We start from the raw sequence: 19,337 nt of genomic DNA on the forward strand, positions 1-19,337 counted from the left end.
TTGAACAGTGCAGATATCACAGATCCAAGAGGAAACGTTTAAAGCGTTCATGGCAGAGTACGAGGGGCATTGCCACTACCTCCATGATCCGCTTTATTATGATTACATTTCAAAGACACAGGAGACGCACCTGCTTGGCCTCTATGAAGATGATGCGCTAGTCGGGGTTTCCATGCTCAGTGCCACATCGGTCCTGAAACGCTATCGGCTATTCACTTCACATACAGGCCCATTAATCCAGCCGTTCTCGAATGAGAGGCTACAGTTCTTCCTGAAGGAAATCGATGATCACGTCAAAAAACATCATGCTGTAAAACTCATCCATTCCCCTATATGATCTATCAGATGAGAGACAACGATGGAGAAATCGTGGAAAGCCCTGAAAACAATCATGAAATTATAGATATCTACATCAATCAGGGGTATTCGCATAATGGTTTCACCAAACAGCTGGTTACAGAGGAACTGCTCAGACATCAGGCTATACTTGATTTGAATAAGGATGAAGAGCAGCTTATTAAAGATATGGATTCAAAAACACGCTATAATACGCGTGCGAGTGAGCAGATGGGGCTGAAATTGCATTATCTGGAAGAGGATGAATACGACAAATTCATTCAGATATATAAAGACACCGAGGAACGCATCGGTTTCGGCCCGGTAAGCGGAGAAAAGATAAAAAATCTGCTTCATGCCTTAAAGGAGCGCACTTATCTCACTTTGAGCTATATCAATCTGGAAGACTATCTAGAACAATTGAACAGCGAACTTGATGAACTTTCTGCAGAGTATAAAGAGATGCAGGAAAAAATCGATTCCGGAAATGGTACAAAGAGGATGAAGGGGAGGATGAATGAAGTGAAGGACCTCCTCGGAAACAAAGAGAAACGGATAAAAAAGATTCAGAACGTGCAAGAAGAATATGGCACAGTCATAGAACTTTCTGCAGCCATGTATTATTACAACAACCATGAAATGGTTTATCTGTTCAGTGGCAGCTATCCGGAACATTCCATGTTCATGGGTACGAATTTCACGACTTGGCAGATGATCAAAAAGGCAAAGGAAATCGGAGTGGAACGCTTCAATTTCTTTGGATTGACCGGCGATTTTACAGAACAGTCCAAGGATTACGGTGTCTTCAAGTTCAAAAAAGGCTACAATACTTTCATAGAAGAGCTACCAGGCACTTTTGAGAAAGTATTCAATAAGCCTGCATACAAATTGGCGCAAAAACTGAATAGAATATAAGGAAGAAACCATAGCAGACTTGCTATGGTTTCTTTTCAGTCTGCAATTTTTTCAGCATCTCCCCGTACTTGTCATTCCATTTCCTATAGGCAAGAGACCACAATATAATCGTAGACAATATAAGGGCACCTATAGATGGCCAGAACCATGGTGAAACGATGCTGTCAGCATAGGCAAGGCCGACAGGGAAAAGAGGATATAACAGAATACAATGGCCCCAACGAGTAGGAAAGTGACCGGAAGGGCTAATTTCCATGGTGTCATATCCACTTTCGGATCAGATTTGAAGTGATGGGGTTCATCAAGTGGCCTTATCAACGTAAATAGCATCATGATTGCTACAGCCAATACGAAAAGTATCCCCTGTATATGGATGAAGCTGATGTCGAAACTGATCCCGAAAAACATCGGCAGCCCCCATATCAGCATATAATAGAGCACAACGTGGACGATAATCGCAATCTTGGCCCCGATAGGAGGCACTTTTCTAGAAAGTATTCCAGTGAGGATAATGGCAATTACAGGTATATTGAAAAATCCGGTAAATTCACGGATGATATTCCATAATCCTTCTGGTGCCTGGAGCAGGAGTGGGGCGATGAAGAAGGAAACAAGGGCAAGTAGGGTGCCAAACCATTTACTGACCTTTATCATCTCAGCATCTGAAGCATTTCTGTTCATTTTGACCTTGTAAAGATCATAGACGAACATCGTCGCTGCACTGTTCAACAGTGAGTTGAAGCTTGAGAAAACAGCACCGAGCAGGACAGCTAGAAAGAAACCGCTTAATACAGGGGGAAGTAACTCGGCAATTAAGGTAGGCCAGGTCCATGGTCTTAAGTCCATCTCCATACAGATGATAGACTATAATACCTGGTATCATCATCATGAAGGGGACAAGTATTTTGAGGAAACCGGCAAACAAAGTCCCTTTCTGTCCTTCAGCCAGGTTCTTCGCCCCAAGGGTCCGTTGGATGACATATTGATTGGTACCCCAATAAAACAAATTGGCAAATATCATACCGGTGAATATCGTGCCGAAGGGGACGGAATCTTCCTGCGATCCGATGGCGTTTAATTTTTCTGGGCTGTTGGTGGCAATCACCTTCATGCCACTCAGCACATTTCCATCCCCTAGAGAGTAGAATCCGATAACAGGCACAAGCAGGCCGATGATGAGTAAGCCGATGCCATTCAGGGTGTCCGATATTGCTACTGCCTTCAACCCGCCGAATATAGCATATATAGCGCCGATTATACCTACGATCCAAATGACAATCCACATCGACTGCTCGAGGGAGAGCCCGAGGAGGGCAGGCACATCGAAAAGCTGCAGTACCGCAATGGATCCGGAATAGAGCACAGAAGGGATAGTGACGAAAGTATAGCCGAGCATGAACAGCAAAGTCACCATCATCCGTGTGCCCTCGTCGAAACGGCTATCTATAAATTCAGGCAAAGTGGTAAAAGAACCTCCTATGTATCTCGGCAGAAGAATTAGTGCGAGGATAATGACAGCAAAGCCGGCCGTCACTTCCCATGCCATATTGGACATGTTCGAATTGTAGGCCTGTCCATTCAACCCGATAAGCTGCTCTGCAGAAAGGTTGGTGAGCACAAGGGAACCGGCAATGAACCCGCCTGTCAGACCGCGTCCTGCAAGAAAATACCCGGCACTGTCGCTTACAGTATTGCGTGTTTTCATATAGGAATAAAAAGCTACGAAAGCCATGAAAAGAAAACAAGTAACGATGGTATAGACCATTTTATCAGCTCCATAAGCAATTATTAGAATCCCTATTAATATACTCCCATTGCACATCGATTAAACCGTTAATAAATGAATTTTGCATAAATTTGTGTGTCTATTTAACGAGGGTTTTACACACATTAACATTAAACCAACAAATGTTAATAAAATAGGTGTTTTTGTTGTGTTTTAACTTGTATTTTTATCTTAGTATACTTATACTATATATATACCGTTAAAAATACATTAAAAGGAAGAGATGTAAAAATGAGTAAAATAGGATATGCAAGAGTAAGTACTAAGGGACAGAACCTGGAAAGCCAGCTCGATATGCTTGAAGAAGCAGGGTGCATTAAAGTGTTCTCGGAAAAAGTAAGCGGAAAGAAAGCCCAAAGAACAGCTTTGGATCAGTGTTTAGAGTATATGAGGGAAGGTGATACTATGGTAATCACCAAGTTAGATCGATTAGGCCGAACTACAAAACAGCTTATAGAATTGGCGACGACCTTAGAAAAACGCGGTATAGACCTTGAAATCATCAATATGAATGTGACTACCAAAGATCCGATGGGAAAGATGTTCTTTACAATGATGTCGGCATTCGCGGAACTGGAAGCGAGTTTGTTGAGTGAACGCACCAAAAAAGGACTTGAATCAGCCCGGGCAAGAGGCAGAAATGGCGGAAGACCAGGCATTACAGACGATAAAAAAGCAATGATACAGTCATTGTATGATGCAAAGAAATACACAGGGAAACAAATCGCAGAAATGGTTGGTGTATCTAGAGCGACTGTATATAAAGTTGTAAATGAATCAAAACAGAACGAATCATAGGATAATAAATAAAAGCAGATTGTAGCAACATTAATATAGTGGATAAAGAATAAAGCCTGATCCATATACGGATCAGGCTTTATTTTGGTGCTGAAAGTACTAATTTACAAGTTCTGGCTCAATTGGACAATAAAGTTTACATAATATATATTATAGGAAGTTATGTATGTGACTAAGTACCACGCCTACTTTTATCTTGTGTCACATTGTATAGCACTTGTCTATAAATCAATATGGGTCGAACGGTTCCTGGATTCTGTTTCATACTGAACTTGAGTGAGTCAAACTCGTTATGTCGCCATATGATTCCAAAATTAAATATATTGATTTAAGTTATCTTATATTTGCAAACTTGTATTTTTTGTATATACATATTTTCGGATGTTCCTATAGAATATAAAAAACTTCCTTGGATCATTTCCCCAAAGAAGTTTTTACATGCCTGTCGTCTGTCATATTACATATCCCGAGTATTGGTATCTGTTGGCTCTACATCATTTTTTGGGCTGGATAATTCTTTCTTTCGTTTACGTCCTCTGACGTACATCCACACGAGCATGCTTACAATCAGTGATAGAACACCTAAGAATACTGCGTAGCCGAACAACGGCTTCCAGTCGGTGTTCTCTATAAAGTTAGGAATCACGAATGCCGCCAACGTCATCAATATAAAAGAAAACACAGGAATGAGGATATAATTATGCAATATCCATCCGACTAAAATTGTTAAAATAATGACGGCAAGAATCGTGATCAAATAAAAATTGAAGTTTTCTATCATAATTTCACCCCATTTTCGTTATTGCTATATTTATATTACCCTTTTTATTTTTAAATATTTGCATATCATATGATTTGAATTTTTAGAATCTTCGTGTATACTGTCATTAATACTTCGGATTCCGAAATTAAAGGAGCGATTTTTAGCTATGGAAGAAATGAAATTAAGAAAAGATGTTGATGTGCAATACACGTGGGACTTGAGCGACTTATTTACTGATGATGCAGCTTTCGCTCAAGCAATTGAAGCAGTTCGCCCCAAAATTAAAGAGTTCAACGAAAAGTATTCAGGGAACCTGCACAACCCTACTGCAGCAATAGAAGCCATCCAAGAATATAAATCGATCCTCGAATCACTCGTCCCTATCGGCAATTATGCCAACTTGAAGCTTTCTTCGGACCAAGGTGACGAGAATGCACAGAAATTGGATGGTATGGCGAGTAATATCAGTACATATTTCAACAGCGAATCCAGTTTCCTCACAAGTGAACTGATTCAAAAAGAGGAAGCATTTCTTGAAGTAGTGAAGTCAGAAGCACCGCAATTCCTCCACTTCATAGATGAACTACTCAAAAATAAACCATACCAATTGGATCCGAAAGTCGAAAAAGCGCTTGCAAGCTACTCACCGGTTTTCGACGGGCCCTACAGCTTATATCTTAAAACTAAATTGTTGGATATCGATTTCGGTACTTTCAGTGCCAACGGAAAGGAATATCCCCTCTCCTACTTGTCTTTCGAGGGAGAATTGGAAGGCCATGAAGATGTCGAGGTGAGACGCAATGCATTCAGAGCATTCAGTGATACACTCTCAAAATACCAACATACTGCTGCCGGCACTTACGATTTGCAGCTAAAGCAGGAAAAAACGACATCTGATCTTAGAGGGTTCGATTCTGTTATAGATTACCTGCTCCATGAGCAGGATGTGGATCAATCCCTCTACCATCGTCAAATTGATATGATAATGAGTGATCTTGCCCCTCATATGCGACGCTATGCAAGACTGTTGAAGCGCGTCCATGGGCTTGATGAAATGAAATATGAGGATTTGAAGGTTTCACTCGACCCGGCATCAGAGCCTGAAATAAGTGTCGAAGATTCTAGGCAGTATATCAATGATGCTCTCAAAGTCATGGGTGATGATTACCTCAACATGGTGAACCGTGCCTATGATGAGCGCTGGATAGATTTTGTCAAGAACAAAGGGAAGTCTACAGGTGCCTTCTGCGCCAGTCCGTACGGTTCCCATCCATTCATACTTATATCCTGGACTTCCCTCATGACTGAGGTGTTTGTACTCGCCCATGAACTGGGGCACGCTGGACACTTCCATAATGCCAATCGTGAGCAGAATATCTTCGACGCGCGCAGTTCGATGTATTTTGTGGAGGCGCCGAGCACAATGAATGAAATGCTGATGGCGAATCATCTTCTGCAGAACTCCGAAGATCCCAAGTTCAAACGCTGGGTCATCAGTTCAATTATATCCAGAACCTATTACCATAACTGCGTGACGCATCTGCTTGAAGCTGCCTATCAGCGTGAAGTCTACAAAAAAGTTGATGTCAAAGAGAATATTTCCGCAGGTGACCTCAACACCCTAAAGCGCAATGTCATTGAAGAATTCTGGGGGGATGATGTAAGCATCACTGAAGGTGCCGAACTGACATGGATGAGGCAACCCCACTATTATATGGGATTATATCCATACACCTATTCAGCTGGTCTGACGATTGCGACTGCCATGAGCAAGCGTGTACTCAATGAGGGACAGCCTGCTGTAGATGATTGGTTGAAGGTTCTGAAGGCGGGTGGTACAAAGACCCCTGTCGAATTGGCCAAGATGGCAGGAGTCGATATCACGACTGATCAGCCTCTCCGCGATACCATCGATTATATAGGAGAACTGGTCGATGAGTTGGAGCAGTTGACCGACCAGATAGAAGGATAGAAAATGAGCAGGAAAACCCGGTAATCATATGATTACCGGGTTTCCTTCATTTCAGTCTCTTTTTCAGTCTGGACGATTTTACCTTCCTTCATCAAACGGCCAAGTGCTCTTTTGAAGGCGCCTTTTGACATATTCAAAGCTTCTTTTATATCTTCAGGTGCACTCTTATCATTAAGCGGCATGCGTCCGCCATTGCGCTCGATGTAATCCAGTATCTTTTCGCTGTCTGCATCCATCTTCTTATATGCCTGCTGGATGAAAGAACCGTTCAATTCCCCTTTATCGTTGATGCCGATCACCCTGAACTTCTTCAACTCACCCAGGCGTGGTTCTTCTTCACGTTCACTCTCATGGATAAAGACTTTGTGTCCTTCATTCGTCAAAAGGAACGATCCTATCCTAAGCAGACGGTAAGGACGCCCTTCCATCCATTTATTCCTGTAGTCTGCGAATGCCGACTGGTCAAGTGGCGTGAAGCGCTCGGCGGCTTCCTGTTCAGTGATCAGACGTCCGAATAATTGGTTGTCGCTCTCAGCCCTCAACTTCAGATAAAGCTGGTCCCCTTCCTTAGGCCAGACTGACTTCACTTTAGGGAGGTCAACCCAAGGCACAAGAATTTCGCGCGGGGCCCCGACATCGACGAACGCTCCCTCCCGTGTCACTTCAACCACTTCTGCATAACCGTATTTATCAACGGTTGCGGTTGGCACTATAGGAGCAGCAAACAGTTCACCACTTCTATTCGGATAGATGAATGCGCTGATTTCTTCCCCTATCTCATAATCCCGTGCCGAGGCGGAGGCATTCATTCTGATATAGACTGCGTCTTCTCCTTTAAGGTGATATGTGGAACCTTCTCTCTTAATGATTTTCAAAAATTGCACTGTACCTGATATCTGATTCATGAATGATCTCCTTCATTTGTGTTCTATATTTTTTATTATTGTGGTCATATCTTGATTGATGACCAGGTCGGCCATAAAATCGAAAGGCGTCTCTTCTCTGTTGATGATGACAAGATGGTGACCTTTGAAGTAATGGAGCAGATATGCTGCCGGGTTCACAACCAGTGACGACCCCAACACAATCAGTGTATCCGCTTTTGATATCTTGTTTTGGGCAGACTGCAGGACACGCTCGTCCAGCATCTCTCCATATAATACTATGTCAGGCCGCAATATCCCGCCACATTCACACGTCATTACATCATTTTGCAATAAGGCATCCTTAGTATAATCCTGATTGCATGAAATGCAGTAGAAACGATTGAGCGAACCATGCAATTCATCTACATTATTGCTGCCGGCCTCGGTATGGAGACCATCAATATTCTGGGTCACAGTCCCAAGGGAACGCCCTGCAGTCTCCATTTCCGCAATGAAGCGATGGACAATGTTTGGGTGCTTATCGCTGGTCAGCAGGCGTTTCCTGTAAAACTGCACAAAGCGCTCAGGTTCTTCATCGAGATGGTCGCGGCTTAAAAGATATTCAGGCGAATTCCCCGACTGCCTGATTTCATCGAACAATCCACCCATACTCCTGAAATCTGGTATGCCACTTTCAACTGAAACTCCAGCACCAGTAAAAAAGACGATATCGTGACTGGTATCGATAATGCTTTGAAACCGGCGTATATCGTTCTCCATGGGTACTCATCCTCCTAGAATTATATTTCAATGGTACCATAAATGTGGTATCATCGCTTAAGAATATACTAAAGGAGAATGCCTATGCTACAGGTAACAGACGTAAGTCTCAGGTTTGGTGACCGCAAACTATTCGAAGACGTAAATATAAAATTCACACCAGGAAATTGCTATGGTCTCATTGGGGCGAATGGCGCCGGCAAATCAACATTCCTGAAGATCCTCTCAGGAGAAATAGAAGCTCAGACTGGTCATGTGAGCCTGGGGAAAGACGAGCGTCTCGCTGTATTGAAACAGGACCATTTCGGTTATGAAGATCAGCGTGTATTAGATGTCGTCATGATGGGACACTCGAAACTTTGGGAGATAATGAATGAAAAGAACGAAATCTACATGAAACCGGACTTTTCTGATGAAGATGGCATACGTGCAGCTGAGCTTGAAGGTGAATATGGTGAGATGGGCGGATGGACAGCTGAAGCTGATGCTGAAAGCCTGCTACATGGACTGGGTATAAAATCTGACTTGGTCGATAAGAATATGTCCGAGCTCGAAAACAATCAGAAAGTGAAGGTCCTGCTGGCCCAAAGCCTGTTCGGCGACCCGGATGTCCTACTTCTCGATGAGCCGACCAACGGCCTCGATATAGAAGCGATCCAGTGGCTTGAGGAGTTCCTCATCAATTTCGATAATACTGTTATCGTGGTTTCCCACGACCGTCGATTCCTTAATAATGTATGTACCCATATTGCGGATCTTGACTTTGGTAAGATCGAGCTTTATGTGGGCAACTATAATTTCTGGTACCAGTCCAGTCAACTCGCCCAGCAAATGGCACAGGACCAGAATAAGAAAAAGAAGAGAAAATCAAAGAATTGAAAGATTTCGTTGCACGTTTCAGTGCCAACGCCTCCAAGTCCAAGCAGGCGACAAGCCGTAAGAAGACCTTGGAAAAAATCGAATTGGATGACATCAAGCCATCATCAAGAAAATATCCATTCGTCAAGTTTACACCAGAACGTGAAATCGGCAATGACCTCCTCTACATTAAAGGGCTTAGCCACAGCATCGATGGCGTCAAGGTGTTGGATGACGTCAACCTGACGCTCGACCCTTATGATAAAGCGGTTTTAATCGGTTCATCCGAAATTGCCCGTACTACTTTCCTCCGCATATTGGCTGGTGAAATCACACCTGATGAAGGAGAAGTGAGATGGGGCGTTACAACAAGTCAAAGCTATATGCCAAAAGACAATTCAGCTTATTTTGAAGGCGTGAATACAAACTTGGTGGACTGGTTGCGTCAATATGCACCTCCAGAGGAGCAGACAGAAACTTTCCTCCGTGGATTTTTGGGCCGTATGCTTTTCAGTGGTGAAGAAGCTAAGAAGAAAGCCGATGTCCTTTCAGGGGAGAAAAAGTTCGTGCCATGCTCTCTAAGATGATGTTATCGAAAGCCAACGTGGTCCTTCTTGACGAACCGACAAACCACTTGGATCTTGAAAGCATTACAGCTGTGAATGATGGATTGAAAGATTTCAAAGGTTCTATTATATTTACTTCACATGACTTCGAATTCATTAATACCATCACCAATAAAGTGATTGACCTGCAGGACAAAGGTGCAATCGTCAAAGAATCAAGCTATGAGGAATACTTGAAAGATAAAGGTCTCATAAAATCTTAATTGAGAGATAATTTTAAAAAATACAAAAAAACAGTTTACTTATATGGGCTGTCTATGTATAATCATATCTACAAATCAAATATGTTTGGATGAGGCGCATCAATCATGAGTAGCCACTTGTTGAAGTCTGCGAACTTTAAGCTGGTGAAAGGGTGCGATGCCGAAATAGTATACTGTTGCAGCAGTCTGCTATTGGATCCGGAGGTTAAGAGCTACGGGTCTGTCATTATTTTTTAATAATGGAGTGCATCACTTGTATATGGATAAGACAAGTCTGGCATTCTGCCAGACTTGTTTTTATTATTTCTGGTGTGTGCTCCCAGTGACAGGAGGACATATGGACGCTAAAGTTTTGAAGTTCGGTGGTTCATCAGTTGGTGGTTTCGATAAGATCAGAAGCGTAGCAGAACAATTGCAGGAAAGGGTACAATCTGGAGAAAAACTGATAGTGGTGGTAAGTGCCATGGGAAGCACGACGGATGAGTTGTTGACAAACATCAACACCCTCTCCTCTACTCCAAAAGAAGATCACGTCGCGCTTCTTTTGACGACGGGCGAGCAGCAGACCATCTCCTACCTGTCGATCATCCTTGAAAATCTAGGGGTGCGCACTAAAGCGATGACTGGCTATCAGGCAGGAATAAAGACGTTTGGCGGCCATATGAAGAGCCGGATTGCGAGCATCGATCAGGAGGCCATAGAATCTAGCCTGGCATTATATGATGTTGTTGTAATAGCAGGATTCCAAGGCATTAACGGCGATGGAGAAATAACAACGCTGGGACGCGGGGGTTCGGACACTACAGCAGTCGCCTTGGCTGCACGATGCAATATACCTTGTGAGATATATACGGATGTAGAGGGCCTCTATGCAACAGACCCCCGACTCTACAGTGCAGCAGGCAGAATCTATGAAATCAACTACGATGAGATGATGGAGATGAGTGCACTTGGTGCAGGCGTTCTTGAAACACGCTGCATAGAGATTGCCAAAAACCATTCCATCCCCCTCTATCTGGGGCAGACATCATCAGAAAAGAAAGGAACATGGATTATGCAGGAGACAGAGATCATTGAACGTAAGGCGGTGACAGGCATCGCCCTAGACAGCAGCATGATGCATGTCACCCTATACGAGCCGCAGCAGGACTCTACGCTTATATTCGATCTGTTCAATCAATTTGATAGTCATGAAGTCAATATCGATATGATATCGCAAGTCATCAACAGTGGAGGCTTTCAACTTTCATTTACGGTAAAGGGGACTGATTCCCTCCAGCTTCATGAAATACTTGAGTCGATTGAAGAGATGCATGGGGAAATCGTGACGGAGGTCAGAACGGATCGGGCTAAAGTTTCAATCATCGGTTCGGGCATGCGGGATATGACAGGTGTTGCTTCCAAGGCATTTATCGCATTGCATCAATCGGGTATACCTTTTTATCAGACGACCACTTCGGAAATCAGCATTTCCTATGTGATCGACAAGAAGAACGAGACTCAGGCAGTCGAAGTGCTCGCCGAAAAATTCAATATATAATTTTGGAGGTTTTTAGATGGTTAAGGTTGCAATTGTGGGGGCGACAGGCGTCGTTGGAGATAAGATGATTGAAATGTTCGAGAGGTATGAAATAGAACCGGAAGAACTCATGTTGTTCTCTTCTCCGCGTTCCGCAGGTAGACAAATCGAAGTCCATAATAAGTTGTACACAGTCCAAGCATTGACTGAGGAATCAGCGGATGAAAAATTTGATTATGTCATTATGAGTGCAGGAGGGACGACAAGTGAGCATTATGCGCCAGTGTTTGAAGAGAATGGCGCCATCATAATAGACAACTCCAGCCATTGGCGGATGTGTGAGGACGTTGATCTTATAGTGCCGGAAATCAATTCGCCTAAACTGAAGCGCAGGATAATAGCAAACCCGAACTGTTCCACAATCCAGTCCGTGGTTGTGCTCGCCCCGTTGAAGGAAAAGTTCGGTTTAAGCAGAGTCGACTACACCACCTATCAGGCAGTGTCCGGTTCCGGAAGTGGTGGTCTGCGTGATTTGGAAGAAGGTGCAAAAGGTGCGTCCCCAACCACTTATCCCCACCCGATCCATGATAATGTCCTCCCCATATCGACGTCTTTATGGAAGATGGCTATACAAAGGAAGAACATAAGATGATTTCAGAAACACGTAAGATATTAGGCCAGCCTGAACTTCCTGTAACTGCTACATGTGTGAGGGTCCCTGTTTCAAACAGCCACAGCGTCCAGATTAACGTCACACTTGAGGCTCAGGCGACTGTCGAAGATATCAGGGAAGCGTTCAAAGGATTGCCCTACATCAGCATAATTGATGATCCGAGCAGCAACCAGTACCCTACTCCGCTGGCAAGCACCGGCAAATCGCAAGTGTTCGTCGGCAGGATACGTAAAGATGAATCGTTGGATAATACATTCCATATATGGTGTACAGCAGACAACCTTCTAAAGGGAGCCGCGCAGAACTCGGTACAGATTTTAAAAATGATGATGGAAATGGAGCGTGGATGATATGGATAGTCGTTTGATTTTTGAAGGAGTCGGAGTTGCGATTACAACCCCATTCAGCAGTGATGAGATAGATCTTGAGGCATTTTCCGATCATATAGAATACTTGATCAAGAATAACGCCCAAGCGATCATAGTAAACGGTACTACGGGGGAATCCCCGACCCTATCCATGAAAGAGGCCAAGCTGCTGATTGAAGCGGCAGTGACCAAGGTGGCTGGTAGAATCCCCGTCATTGCAGGCACAGGGACAAACGCGACACAATCCACCGTGGAAATGTCCAAATTCGCAGAAAACGCAGGGGCGGACGGTATCATGTTGATCACCCCCTACTACAATAAGACGAATCAGAAGGGACTCTACCAACATTTTATCAAGGTAGCAGATTCTACTCGCCTTCCGGTGGTCCTCTACAATGTGCCGTCCCGTACTGCCATGACCATTGAAGCAGAGACGGTTTACGCACTCAGTAAGCATCCCAACATCATCGCCCTGAAGGACGCAACCGGCAACTTGGAATATACAAAGCAGCTACTCGAGTTGACTGGGACGAAAACTTTAGTCTCTACAGCGGTAATGATGACAACATGCATCAATTTTGTTCGATTGGCGGCAAAGGTCTGATTTCAGTGGTAGGAAATGTCATCCCGGGTGAAATGCAGGATATATACGAATCGATTAAAGAGCACAAGCCGGACTCTGAGGCGAAGTTTCAACAGCTGATGCCTTTAATCGAAGCAGCACAGATGGATGTCAACCCGATGCCGATCAAGGCGATGACAAGCGCTCTCGGTTTTGGATTGAATGAATTCAGGTTGCCCCTGGTCCCTTTGGAAGGCGCAGCACTGGAGCGTGCATTACGGACGTTGAAGAACTATAAGGAGGGCATCGTCCTATGAGGATACTGCTGGTCGGCTACGGCACCATGAACAAAATTACGGCACGTCTGGCAGAAGAAGAAGGGCATGAAGTGGCCGGGTCATAGTAAATGGCGATAACCACTCCCCCTACCCCAGTTTTCAAAATATAGATGACGCCCAAGCAGACGTGGCGATTGATTTTTCCCACCCCGCTCTAATATTACGCCTCCTGGAAAATGAAGTGACCACTCCCCTTGTGGTGGCGACTACCGGAGAAAAGGAAGCAATCATTTCAAAACTGAAAGATAAAAGCCGTGAAGCACCAATATTCTTCAGTGCAAATATGAGCTACGGAGTCCATGTCATGAACACCCTTCTGGAAAAGGCACTCGGACTGCTGGAGGAATTCGATCTGGAGATGGTTGAGCGGCATCACAATAAAAAAGTAGATGCCCCAAGCGGTACGCTTGTCAAACTTCTCGATACCGCCCTCGACCATCGTTGTGGCAGTTATCCCGTATATGACCGGTCGAACACTAACGAAAAAAGGAGCAGTGATGAGATTGGCGTGAGCGCCATCCGTGGTGGTTCGATCGTCGGCACACATGATGTCATCTTTGCGAAAGATGATGAAGTGATAGAAATCACCCATCAGGCACAGTCCAAAGAAATATTTTCAAATGGGGCTCTAAAAGCAGCGGCAGAATTGGTACATCGTCCAAAAGGATTCTACGACTATAACAACCTATTCGAGGAGAGATAAAATGAGGAATTTTTCAGCAGAGGAAATCATACAATATATAAGCGATGCGCATAAAACGACACCTGTAAAAGTATATGTAAATGGTCATTTCGAAGGTGTGGAATTCCCGATTCGTTCAAAGTGTTCGGAAGTGATGCCTCAAAAACGATATTCACTGACCTTGCAGATTGGAAAGTGTTTGAGGAAACGCATTCAGACAGCATCAATGACATTGAAATTGAGATGGATAGAAGGAATTCAGCCATTCCTTTGAAGGACTTGTCCGAAACGAATGCACGTATCGAACCTGGCGCCTTCATTCGTGAAAATGCTGTAATTGAAGATGGTGCAGTAGTGATGATGGGTGCCACCATAAATATAGGTGCCGTTGTGGGTGAAGGCACCATGATCGATATGAATGCTACTCTGGGAGGCCGTGCCTACACAGGCAGAAATGTACATGTAGGCGCAGGCGCCGTACTTGCAGGTGTCATAGAACCACCGAGCGCATCGCCCGTCGTCATAGAGGATGAAGTCCTGATTGGTGCCAACGCGGTCATATTAGAAGGTGTCAGGGTTGGGAAAGGTGCGATCGTGGCAGCCGGTGCGATCGTCACTGATGATGTTCCCGAAGGTGCAGTTGTGGCCGGCACGCCTGCTAAAGTCATTAAACAGGCAGAAGATGTGGAGGGTTCAAAAAGGGAAATCGTCTCAGCTCTGAGGAAACTCAATGACTGAATTGGAAGCAGTCAGGTCATATAGGCGTAAGCTCCATCAATTCCCGGAACTATCCCTTGAAGAACACAGGACGACTGAATATATAACTGCGTTTTTGAACAGCTTGGATATCACGTTCGAACAGCCACTTAAGACAGGGGTGGTCGCCTATGTAAGGGGAATTCGGATCGGACATTCGCGTTTAGGGCGGATATAGATGGTCTCCCCATCCAGGAAGAGAATGATGTTGATTACCGCAGCAGGAACGATGGGAGGATGCATGCGTGTGGTCATGACGGCCACACTGCTGCCATGATGCTTTTTATCGAACGCTGTAAAACCTTATCGGATAAAGGCAGCTTGAAGCATAATGTAATCTGTATCTTCCAACCTTCTGAGGAGACTGGAGCAGGAGCCAGACAATTGCTTGATGTGTGGCACCCAGGAGACGTTGAGGCGATATTTGGGATTCATATGATGCCTGAGGAAGACGAAGGGACGGTGGTGGTCCGGGATGAGGAAATCACAGCCAGTGCGACTGAATTCCGTTTTTATATAAAAGGTTCTTCTGCCCATGTCGCTGCAAAGCATGAGGGTGTATCGGCCATTGAAACACTCCTCAGCATCTCCAGCCAGCTCACCCAACTTCAGCATTTCCATCTGAATGGACTCAATCGGAACATCATCCATATCGGGAATCTGAAAGCAGGCGAAGCAATCAATACTGTGGCTTCAACAGGCTATCTTGAAGGGACGATAAGAACCTACGAAGCAGAAGATCTTGAAAATATTAAATTACGCATGAAGAAATTGGCTAATTCTGCACGCGATCTTTTTGGCGCAGAAGTGGAAGTAATTTTCAATGAAGGGTATCCACCAGTCATCAATTCAAACAAATTACGCCCGCAAGTCGAAGGCGCATTATCTCTATTGGATTTAAATGTCGTCGATAATGAAAAACCATATTTGTTTGGCGAAGATTTCAGTTTCTACAGAGCGTTGGCACCCTGCTACTTTGTGTTCTTCGGCTGTCGAAACAAGGATAGAGGGTTTACAAATAGTCTCCATACTTCTCTTTTTGACTTCGATGAAAAAATATTGACGACAGTAGCAGATTATTATATGACCCTTCTGAACGATACTCTTTAAGGTGGTGACCATATGGGCGGTGTTGTTACGATAGATCAAAAACAGTTCATAAAGACAGCCAGGCAAGCGACAGGCGGTAATGATGTGATAGCGGTCGTTAAGAATAATGCTTATAACCACGGTCTTCAATTTACAGTTGAATCTTTCCTTGAAGCGGGCATAAAGGCATTTGCGACGACCTCGATGGATGAAGCACTTACCATCAGGGAGTTGTCTGAAGAAGCAATGGTGTTCCTGATGAATCCCGTGCAGGAAATTGAGGTAGCTATGGAGAAAGATATCCACATCACGCTCCCCTCCCTGCAATATTATTATGATAACAAGGACAGGTTGTCAGGGGTAAAGGTCCACCTAGAATATGCCGGTCTATTCAACCGTTCAGGATTTGAAAATGCAGAAGACATAAAAGAAGTGATTCGGGATGCATATTTCAGTGATCAGGAACCAGGAATCGACATCCAAGGTATCTGGACGCATTTCGGCTATGCAGATGAAATGGAAATGGATGATTATGAACTGGAACGTTCATTATGGATGGACGTACTTTCAGAAGTCAGTTCAACCGGCCATAATTTCAAATATATTCATGCACAAAATAGTGCCAGCTATGCACGTGACGGCCTTTTTACAGGCCACACCCATCTCAGGTTAGGCATTGCACTCTATGGATCCCGCCCCTACTCCCTTTTGTCTGCTGATGACTATGTACAGAGCCTTTCATTGAAAGCACCAATCATTCAGATAAGGAGGCTTACAAAAGGACAGAAGTGTGGTTATGGGGGTGTTTATGAGGCGAAGGATGATGTACATATCGCAATTGTAGATATCGGCTACGGCGACGGAATTCTGAGGAAACGCGCTGACTTTGATTGTATGATAGGCACTAGGAGATTTCCGATAAAAGCATTGATGATGAGCCATATGATAGTCGAAGTGGATGATATTGTTGAAGTCGGTGATGAGGTGGTCCTATACAGCAACGGTATGAGGATAGATGAATATACCAATTTAGGCGTCGGTGCCAATTCAGAACAGCTCGGTGCACTGAACTATAATTCTCTAAAAAAGGTGATTTTAAATGATGTTAGAGTATGTAGATAATGAGCTTCAGATCAAAGGTCATCCTCTATCGGAGGTTGCTGATAAATATGGTACCCCCTTATTTATTTATGATGAAGATAAGATACGGGAGAATTGCCGAAGATATCACGATGCCCTCCAGAAGGATGAAATTGGATATTCTATTTCATATGCTTCTAAAGCATTTACTTCTATCCAGTTGGTGCGTCTTCTGCGGGAAGAGAACATGAAGATGGATGTCGTCTCGGCAGGTGAACTTTATACAGCCCTTGCCGGTGGAATGCCAGCGGAAGATATACACTTTCATGGCAACAACAAGACTCAAGAAGAGATTGAGTATGCACTTTCAGCAGGAGTCGGGCTATTTGTGGTGGATGCCCTTGACGAGGTGGCACTTATAGATGATATTGCTCAGCACCCAGTCCAAGTATTGTTGAGGGTAAATCCAGGGGTTGACGTTGACACCCATTCATATATACAGACTGGGCAGGCAGACAGCAAGTTCGGCTTATCGATTTCCAATGGCTCTGCCTTAGAGGCTATAAAAGAGATCAAGCATAGCCGCAATCTTGAATTTAAAGGTCTACATTATCATCTTGGCTCCCAATTGACTGAAATACAGCCGTTTATCGATGCCATGGAAATGGTGTTGAGATGGTTGAAAGAAACTGACATTCAAATTGAGGTACTGAATATGGGGGGCGGATACGGCATCCGGTACACGGAAAAAGATGACAGATTTCCGATTGAGGAAGCGTTTGAAGCCATTCTCGCCAAATTGAAAAACCTGTGCCATCAGTATAGTATGCCCTTGCCCCACATCATGATAGAACCTGGGCGTTCAATTGTTGCAGAAGCGGGAGCCACTCTATACGAAACAGGTGTGGTCAAAGAAATACCAGGTGTCTCCCGGTATGTTTCCATAGATGGGGGATGAGTGACCATCTGCGTACAGCACTATATGGCGCTGAGTATACAGTACTTCCAGTCAAAAAAAGGGAAGGAAAAGAAATAAGATCACATATCGTCGGGAAACTCTGCGAATCAGGAGATGTGATCAGTAAAGACATCGCTCTGCCTGAAAATATCACGCGTGGAGATTTGCTTGTAGTCAAATCTACAGGAGCCTATCATTATTCAATGGCTTCCAATTATAATCAGATGAGAAAACCGGCAGTGGTGTTCATTTCGGATGAGGGAATGCGTGAAATCATAAAAAGGCAGACACTCGCCCAATTGATAGAGAATGATGTTACTTGAATATATTAATATTTAAAAACCCCAAGGCAAAAGCCTTGGGGTTTAGATGATACAAATCCATTTAAAATAAATTGATTTATATTATAGTTTAATAACGTTAGCAGCTTGTGGGCCGCGGTCGCCTTCAACTACTTCGAATTCTACTGATTGACCTTCTTCAAGTGATTTGTAGCCTTCTTGGTTGATTGCAGAGAAGTGTACGAATACGTCATTCTCGCCTTCAATCTCGATGAAGCCAAAACCTTTTTCTGCATTGAACCATTTTACTGTACCTTGTTTCATTAATAAATCCTCCAAAAACGATATTCAATAGTAAATATCATATGACTATTGATATATTGATTATACTCTATTTTGACTTATTTTGCAAACCAATATGCTAATATATTTTTTGTATCATAAGAATATTCTGAGTATCCTATTTGACTACTTCATTATCCTTGATCATGATTGGAGTATAGAAGATTTGAAGGTCTTCATCGCAGTCTTCACAGTATTCCAATTCACAACCATTGAAAAAGGCATACATATCATACTTGCCGATCTTATATGAGTTGAAGCGCTTCTTCATACCTAGAATAATATCTGTATATCCATTTCCCATTTCTTCCTCTGTATCATACGTATATCGGTCCACTATTTCTTCCTGCCAGCCTTCAAAAAGCCACCAACCTTCGTAATCCGCCTTTAGTATGACAACTTCGTACATTTTAAAAACCCCAATTCGGTAACCTTAATAAATGTATTATATACGCGTATAATTCGCATTATCAAGCTAAAAAACTTATAATATATTAATAAGAGGTGTTATAAAATGGAGACAAGAATGATTATTGTTATTGGAAAAGTCCAAGGAGTCGGGTTCAGGTATTCTGCAAAAAGAATCGCCGATCGATTTGGCGTAACCGGATATGCAGCAAATGTAAGAGATTACGTGGAAATCTATGCATCCGGTAAAAAAGATGATCTTGATGAGTTTACTGATGAAATAATCAAAGGTGCCTCCCCTGCTTCACAAGTTGATGATCATTCAATCAAGAAAATGCCATATGACTCCAGCTACAGTAATTTCTCGACAAAATAGTT

General features: G+C 43.6%; 12 protein-coding genes, 8 pseudogenes and 1 riboswitch. Of the genes and pseudogenes, 13 read left to right on the top strand and 7 right to left on the bottom strand.

Going from position 1 to position 19,337, the window contains the following annotated elements:
- Positions 1-49: 49 nt before the first annotated feature.
- A pseudogene (locus tag ACYF68_RS07280) lies at positions 50-1,251 on the top strand (peptidoglycan bridge formation glycyltransferase FemA/FemB family protein).
- 129 nt (positions 1,252-1,380) lie between these two features.
- On the opposite strand, the gene ACYF68_RS07285 reads toward ACYF68_RS07280, so the two are convergent.
- Both ACYF68_RS07285 and ACYF68_RS07290 read right to left on the bottom strand, forming a co-directional pair.
- Complete coding sequence (locus tag ACYF68_RS07285) at positions 1,381-2,064, bottom strand: sodium:solute symporter family transporter (protein WP_461047525.1); 684 nt, start codon at positions 2,062-2,064, stop codon at positions 1,381-1,383.
- Positions 1,949-3,016 carry a solute:sodium symporter family transporter gene (locus tag ACYF68_RS07290; RefSeq protein WP_461046090.1) on the bottom strand — a complete coding sequence of 356 codons (1,068 nt, stop codon included), beginning with the start codon at positions 3,014-3,016 and terminating at the stop codon, positions 1,949-1,951. The genes ACYF68_RS07285 and ACYF68_RS07290 overlap by 116 nt, the downstream gene beginning before the upstream one ends.
- 252 nt (positions 3,017-3,268) lie before the next feature.
- Here ACYF68_RS07290 and ACYF68_RS07295 point away from each other — a divergent pair, with 252 nt between their 5' ends.
- Positions 3,269-3,835 (top strand): recombinase family protein, encoded by a 567-nt coding sequence (locus tag ACYF68_RS07295; protein ID WP_461046091.1) that lies wholly within the window; start codon positions 3,269-3,271, stop codon positions 3,833-3,835.
- Between the two features lie 457 nt (positions 3,836-4,292).
- On the opposite strand, the gene ACYF68_RS07300 is transcribed toward ACYF68_RS07295, so the two are convergent.
- The gene (locus ACYF68_RS07300; protein WP_461046093.1) at positions 4,293-4,541 is read right to left on the bottom strand and encodes a hypothetical protein; all 249 of its coding nucleotides are present in this window, start codon (positions 4,539-4,541) and stop codon (positions 4,293-4,295) included.
- 223 nt (positions 4,542-4,764) lie between these two features.
- On the opposite strand from ACYF68_RS07300, the gene pepF reads away from it, so the two are divergent.
- Complete coding sequence (pepF, locus tag ACYF68_RS07305) at positions 4,765-6,570, top strand: oligoendopeptidase F (protein ID WP_461046095.1); 1,806 nt, start codon at positions 4,765-4,767, stop codon at positions 6,568-6,570.
- A 32-nt stretch (positions 6,571-6,602) separates the two neighbouring features.
- Here the strand turns inward: pepF and ACYF68_RS07310 are convergent, their stop codons facing one another.
- Positions 6,603-7,475, bottom strand: coding sequence for a CvfB family protein (locus ACYF68_RS07310; protein WP_461046096.1), 873 nt, complete (start codon positions 7,473-7,475; stop codon positions 6,603-6,605).
- Positions 7,476-7,487: 12 nt separating this feature from the next.
- Positions 7,488-8,216, bottom strand: coding sequence for an NAD-dependent protein deacylase (locus tag ACYF68_RS07315; RefSeq protein ID WP_461046099.1), 729 nt, complete (start codon positions 8,214-8,216; stop codon positions 7,488-7,490).
- 84 nt (positions 8,217-8,300) lie between these two features.
- Between ACYF68_RS07315 and ACYF68_RS07320 the strand changes: the two are divergent.
- From ACYF68_RS07320 to lysA, 9 genes and pseudogenes are all read left to right on the top strand, one after another.
- A pseudogene (locus tag ACYF68_RS07320) lies at positions 8,301-9,903 on the top strand (ABC-F family ATP-binding cassette domain-containing protein).
- An 81-nt stretch (positions 9,904-9,984) separates the two neighbouring features.
- Positions 9,985-10,161, top strand: a riboswitch (Lysine riboswitch).
- 79 nt (positions 10,162-10,240) lie between these two features.
- Positions 10,241-11,443, top strand: coding sequence for an aspartate kinase (locus ACYF68_RS07325; RefSeq protein ID WP_461046101.1), 1,203 nt, complete (start codon positions 10,241-10,243; stop codon positions 11,441-11,443).
- Positions 11,444-11,459: 16 nt separating this feature from the next.
- Positions 11,460-12,445, top strand: a pseudogene (locus tag ACYF68_RS07330) (aspartate-semialdehyde dehydrogenase).
- Between the two features lies 1 nt (position 12,446).
- Positions 12,447-13,342 (top strand): annotated as a pseudogene (gene dapA, locus ACYF68_RS07335) (4-hydroxy-tetrahydrodipicolinate synthase).
- Positions 13,339-14,066: pseudogene (gene dapB, locus ACYF68_RS07340) on the top strand (4-hydroxy-tetrahydrodipicolinate reductase). Before dapA ends, dapB begins: the two co-directional pseudogenes overlap by 4 nt.
- 1 nt (position 14,067) lies before the next feature.
- Positions 14,068-14,783 (top strand): annotated as a pseudogene (gene dapD, locus ACYF68_RS07345) (2,3,4,5-tetrahydropyridine-2,6-dicarboxylate N-acetyltransferase).
- Positions 14,776-15,911: pseudogene (locus ACYF68_RS07350) on the top strand (M20 metallopeptidase family protein). Before dapD ends, ACYF68_RS07350 begins: the two co-directional pseudogenes overlap by 8 nt.
- Positions 15,912-15,923: 12 nt before the next feature.
- Complete coding sequence (locus ACYF68_RS07355) at positions 15,924-17,012, top strand: alanine racemase (RefSeq protein ID WP_461046103.1); 1,089 nt, start codon at positions 15,924-15,926, stop codon at positions 17,010-17,012.
- Positions 16,990-18,251: pseudogene (gene lysA / locus ACYF68_RS07360) on the top strand (diaminopimelate decarboxylase). Before ACYF68_RS07355 ends, lysA begins: the two are co-directional and overlap by 23 nt.
- Before the next feature lie 81 nt (positions 18,252-18,332).
- On the opposite strand, the gene ACYF68_RS07365 reads toward lysA, so the two are convergent.
- Together ACYF68_RS07365 and ACYF68_RS07370 are read right to left on the bottom strand one after the other, a co-directional pair.
- Positions 18,333-18,533: a cold-shock protein gene (locus ACYF68_RS07365; RefSeq protein WP_020008284.1), complete on the bottom strand. Its 201-nt coding sequence runs from the start codon at positions 18,531-18,533 to the stop codon at positions 18,333-18,335.
- Positions 18,534-18,669: 136 nt separating this feature from the next.
- Positions 18,670-18,960: a DUF1033 family protein gene (locus ACYF68_RS07370; RefSeq protein WP_461046106.1), complete on the bottom strand. Its 291-nt coding sequence runs from the start codon at positions 18,958-18,960 to the stop codon at positions 18,670-18,672.
- A gap of 117 nt (positions 18,961-19,077) precedes the next feature.
- On the opposite strand from ACYF68_RS07370, the gene ACYF68_RS07375 reads away from it, so the two are divergent.
- Positions 19,078-19,335: an acylphosphatase gene (locus ACYF68_RS07375; protein ID WP_461046108.1), complete on the top strand. Its 258-nt coding sequence runs from the start codon at positions 19,078-19,080 to the stop codon at positions 19,333-19,335.
- Positions 19,336-19,337 lie beyond the last annotated feature (2 nt).

Source organism: Salinicoccus sp. CNSTN-B1 (assembly GCF_054792835.1).

Coding starts and splice junctions, on each gene's coding strand:
- ACYF68_RS07290 (WP_461046090.1), bottom strand. CDS start 3,016: ATGGTCTATACCATCGTTACTTGTTTTCTTTTCATGGCTTTCGTAGCT.
- ACYF68_RS07295 (WP_461046091.1), top strand. CDS start 3,269: ATGAGTAAAATAGGATATGCAAGAGTAAGTACTAAGGGACAGAACCTG.
- pepF (WP_461046095.1), top strand. CDS start 4,765: ATGGAAGAAATGAAATTAAGAAAAGATGTTGATGTGCAATACACGTGG.
- ACYF68_RS07310 (WP_461046096.1), bottom strand. CDS start 7,475: ATGAATCAGATATCAGGTACAGTGCAATTTTTGAAAATCATTAAGAGA.
- ACYF68_RS07315 (WP_461046099.1), bottom strand. CDS start 8,216: ATGGAGAACGATATACGCCGGTTTCAAAGCATTATCGATACCAGTCAC.
- ACYF68_RS07325 (WP_461046101.1), top strand. CDS start 10,241: ATGGACGCTAAAGTTTTGAAGTTCGGTGGTTCATCAGTTGGTGGTTTC.
- ACYF68_RS07355 (WP_461046103.1), top strand. CDS start 15,924: ATGGGCGGTGTTGTTACGATAGATCAAAAACAGTTCATAAAGACAGCC.
- ACYF68_RS07365 (WP_020008284.1), bottom strand. CDS start 18,533: ATGAAACAAGGTACAGTAAAATGGTTCAATGCAGAAAAAGGTTTTGGC.
- ACYF68_RS07370 (WP_461046106.1), bottom strand. CDS start 18,960: ATGTACGAAGTTGTCATACTAAAGGCGGATTACGAAGGTTGGTGGCTT.
- ACYF68_RS07375 (WP_461046108.1), top strand. CDS start 19,078: ATGATTATTGTTATTGGAAAAGTCCAAGGAGTCGGGTTCAGGTATTCT.